The 3,534-nt window shown below is 64.9% G+C and carries 3 protein-coding genes; 1 reads left to right on the top strand and 2 read right to left on the bottom strand.

The window, feature by feature from the left end:
- Positions 1 to 1,808, top strand: a 1,808-nt coding sequence (locus K1X71_21150; protein ID MBX7075657.1) for a hypothetical protein, incomplete at its 5' end; no start/stop codon positions are given.
- A 33-nt stretch (positions 1,809 to 1,841) separates the two neighbouring features.
- Here the strand turns inward: K1X71_21150 and K1X71_21145 are convergent.
- Both K1X71_21145 and K1X71_21140 read right to left on the bottom strand, forming a co-directional pair.
- Positions 1,842 to 2,924: an exo-alpha-sialidase gene (locus tag K1X71_21145; GenBank protein MBX7075656.1), complete on the bottom strand. Its 1,083-nt coding sequence runs from the start codon at positions 2,922 to 2,924 to the stop codon at positions 1,842 to 1,844.
- A 96-nt stretch (positions 2,925 to 3,020) separates the two neighbouring features.
- A complete protein-coding gene (locus K1X71_21140) occupies positions 3,021 to 3,434 on the bottom strand; it encodes an NUDIX domain-containing protein (GenBank protein ID MBX7075655.1) in 414 nt (137 codons plus the stop codon).
- Positions 3,435 to 3,534: the final 100 nt, after the last annotated feature.

Here is a 3,534-nt window from a genome sequence, read left to right as displayed (position 1 = left end):
CGCCAGTAGTGAACGGCGCTGAGGGCTTAGCGACGCTTGGCGGCGCAGCGCGTACCTCCGCGGAGATACCGCGGGCGGAGATCGGCAAGGCCGCCGCCGAAACCGTGTTGTCGGTGGAAGCGCCCGATTTGGCCGAGGTGGTTGGCGGTTCTGCACAAAGCGAGTTGGCGGCAGGTGAGTCGGGGGGAACGGCGGCGCGTCGCACCGCGCCAGCGGTCGTTCTTGATGGCGCTGAAATGGGACGGGCCGACCGGAGAGGGGCGCCTGCGGGACCAGCGAGCGTGATAGGGGACCCGCTGGAAGTGCCGGAAGCGCCGCCTGTTGGCGGGACGGGCGCGGCCGCCTTGCTCGAACCACGAAGACTGGCGACGGCAGACATGGAGACAGAGAGCGTGCCGCTAGTGCCGGAGGTTGCCGCGCCTGCTAGTGTTGATTTTGCCCAGGGAGATGCTCTGAAACCGGGATCGGCAATCGCGGCCAATGCTGGCCGATTGGCGCCAGTCGCCGCAATACCGCAGACATTGTCGCCGCGCATGGCGGAGGCTGCGCGCACGCCGCCGAGCGCGCTGGTGGCGCCGGCAACGGCGGTTTCGGCGCCACGCGTGAGCGAACTTGCCACGACAGGGCCAGGGCGATTTGTGTTGGACAAGTCTTCAACGGCCGGGGAAGTTGGACTGCCCGAGCCGGTGCCGGCGTTTCGCGAGCGACTGCCAGAGGCGCGACCTCAGGCGGCGGCGGCGCGAGGGGGCAGCGCGGCGTCGGAACGCGCGGTGGAAGCGGGCTTGCAATTCTTGTCGCGCTTGCAACACGGCGACGGCCATTGGAGTTTACACGAGTACCCGCCGCGATTTCGCGAGACGGCTGATCCGCAACTGGGAACCATTCAGGCCGACACGGCGGCGACGGGGCTATCGCTGTTGGCGTACCTTGGCGCCGGCGACACGCACCGCGACGGACGGTACCGCTCGCAGGTCGAGCGCGGGCTGCAGTTCTTGTTGAGCCGGCAGAAGCCGGATGGCGATTTGTTCACGGGAGGTTCGCCTGCCGCGTGGCTGTATAGCCATGGCATTGCCGCGATTGCGCTGTGCGAGGCATTTGGGATGACGCGCGATCCGGCGCTGCGCGAGCCGGCGCGGCAGGCGCTGCGGTTTATTGTAGCGGCGCAGCATCCCACTTTGGGGGGCTGGCGGTATGTGCCGGGGCGGGAGTCTGACACGTCGGTGTCTGGCTGGCAGATGATGGCGCTCAAGAGCGGCGAGTTGGCGGGGCTGCCCGCCGAGCGGGAAGCGTATCGACGCGTGAGCCGTTGGCTCGATGTGGCGTCGACCACGCCCGACACGACGGCCCGCTACGCGTATATGCCGAGTTCACGATTGTCGCACCAGCGCGAAGCGACGCCGGCGATGACGGCGGAGGCGCTCTTGATGCGGTTGTATTTAGGTTGGCGCCGGGATGATCCGCGTTTGGGGTTGGGAGTCGATTATCTGGAGGAGCACGCGCCGCAGTTGCGCACGGAGGGGGTGAGCGCGCGGGACGCCTACTATTGGTACTACGCCACGCAAGTGATGTTTCAGGTGGGAGGAGATCGCTGGCACGCGTGGAATGGGCAGTTGCGCGATCTGCTGACCAGCACTCAAGAGAGGGGCGGACCGTGGGCCGGTAGTTGGCATCCGCGCCAGCCGGTGGCCGATCGCTGGGGCCTGCAGGCGGGGCGCTTGTACGTGACCACGATGCACCTGTTGATGCTCGAGGTCTACTATCGCCATCTGCCGCTCTATCAGATGGCGGAAGCCGCGGCGCGGAAGTAGCGCGCGCACGCACACAGCGCGTCACGTGCCCTACTACTTCTGGGTGACTTTGAATTCGGGACGGGCGATTGCGTCTTCATCGAAGACGGCGCGATTGATGACGGTGCGCTCGTGCGACGTGTAGACGATGTGGATCTTGCCGTCGGCCGTTTGAATGGCGGTGGGGTAGGCATAGTCGAAGTCGCCGGTGGCGATGTCGCGCCGCCAAGGCCAGGTTTTGTCGGCGTCTTGCGAAATGGCCACGGTCAGCGGCGTGCGATCGCTAATGCTGTTGTTGTAGACGAGCAGCAGGTGGCCGTTCTGTAGCTTGATGAAATCGATGGCGGCGTTGGGATTGGGGAATTGCGAGTCTTGTCCCTCGCTCCAGGTGTGGCCGCCATCGAGGCTTTCGCTACGGACGACGAAGCCATCGGCTCGGGGCTCGTAGTCGCCGCCGCGACGGCAGTAGGCGATCAGATGTTTGTCGTCGAGTTGCACCACGGACGGTTGCAGGTTGCCGAGGCGCGAGCGAATGCGGCTCGATTCGGTGAATTGATGCGTCTTGGGGCTATAGCGCAGAAAGAGCGATTCGGTGTCGGCGCCGACCCATTCGCGGTTCATGCCGGTTTCGTGGTAGATCGGCAGCAGATAGTCGCCATCGGCGAGGGCGATTGGCCGGCCGCGGACCATCATGCCTTCTTGCCAGGCGACAATGATGGGATCGCTCCAGGTCTGGCCACGATCGCGTGAGAGCTTGGCCTGAATGCGCGACGACGACCAGGTGTCGCCGTAGCGGACGACGTAATAGAGCCAGACGACGCCATCTGGCGCTTGCCAAACGACGCCGTTGCCTTCGGAGCGGTGGGGCGTGTCGGCGATCACAGCGGGCGGCGACCAGGTGGTTTCGCCCTTCTTGAGACGTGAACCGTAGACAGCGGTGTTGGTGGCGTATTCGCCATCGCCGCCGTAGTACACCAGGTACAGGTCGCCGTTATCGAGCGCGGTGACCGACGCGGGATGCTTGTAGGGGCCGGGCGACTCAGGACCAAAGATTCGCTCGGTTTGAATGTCGCCGGCCGTAGCCATCGAAAGCAGGCTGCCCAGCAGGCAAATGATCGAGAAGCAACACTTCATCACGGTCGTACTCGGTTGGGACAACAAGTTGCAATGGGGACCAATGCGCCCCGGGGGCCATAGTAGTAGGCCAGGCGCCGCCGCGAAAGGCGCGCGCCGTCAATCGGCATTATCGAGCAGGGCCACCAGTCGATCGAGCAGTGGCGCCTGATCGGGATGAATAACCTCGCGCGCCCGGGCGAATGGCAGGAACTCGGCGCAATCCACCTCCCAACTGGCGCAGCGCGGACTGGCGCCGGCGGGCGCTGGAGCGGCGAAACCATGGATTTCCTTGCGACTCTTGCGATAGACGATATGGCCGAGAGCGGTGAGAGGACCGGTAATCTCGACTCCGGTTTCTTCCCAGGTTTCGCGGCGGGCGGCCGCCTCGAGCGATTCTCCCGCATCGGGCAAACCTTTGGGAATGCTCCACGGTTTGTGGCGATTGTAGCTGCCCGACGGGTGGACCAAGAGCACTTGCAGCATGTCTGCCGCGCCACGATAGAGCAGCGTGCCCGCGGATTGAATTGGCATGGCGTCTCCACAACGCAGGGGAACTCAGGTTCGCGGCACTACATTGTAGCGGTGACCGAAGGCGCGCGATGGTTTCGTTGGAGCCAGTGAGCGAATAAGC

Source organism: Pirellulales bacterium, from assembly GCA_019694455.1.
Classification (GTDB): domain Bacteria; phylum Planctomycetota; class Planctomycetia; order Pirellulales; family JAEUIK01; genus JAIBBY01.
This window is presented reverse-complemented; position numbering and strand designations above follow the sequence as displayed.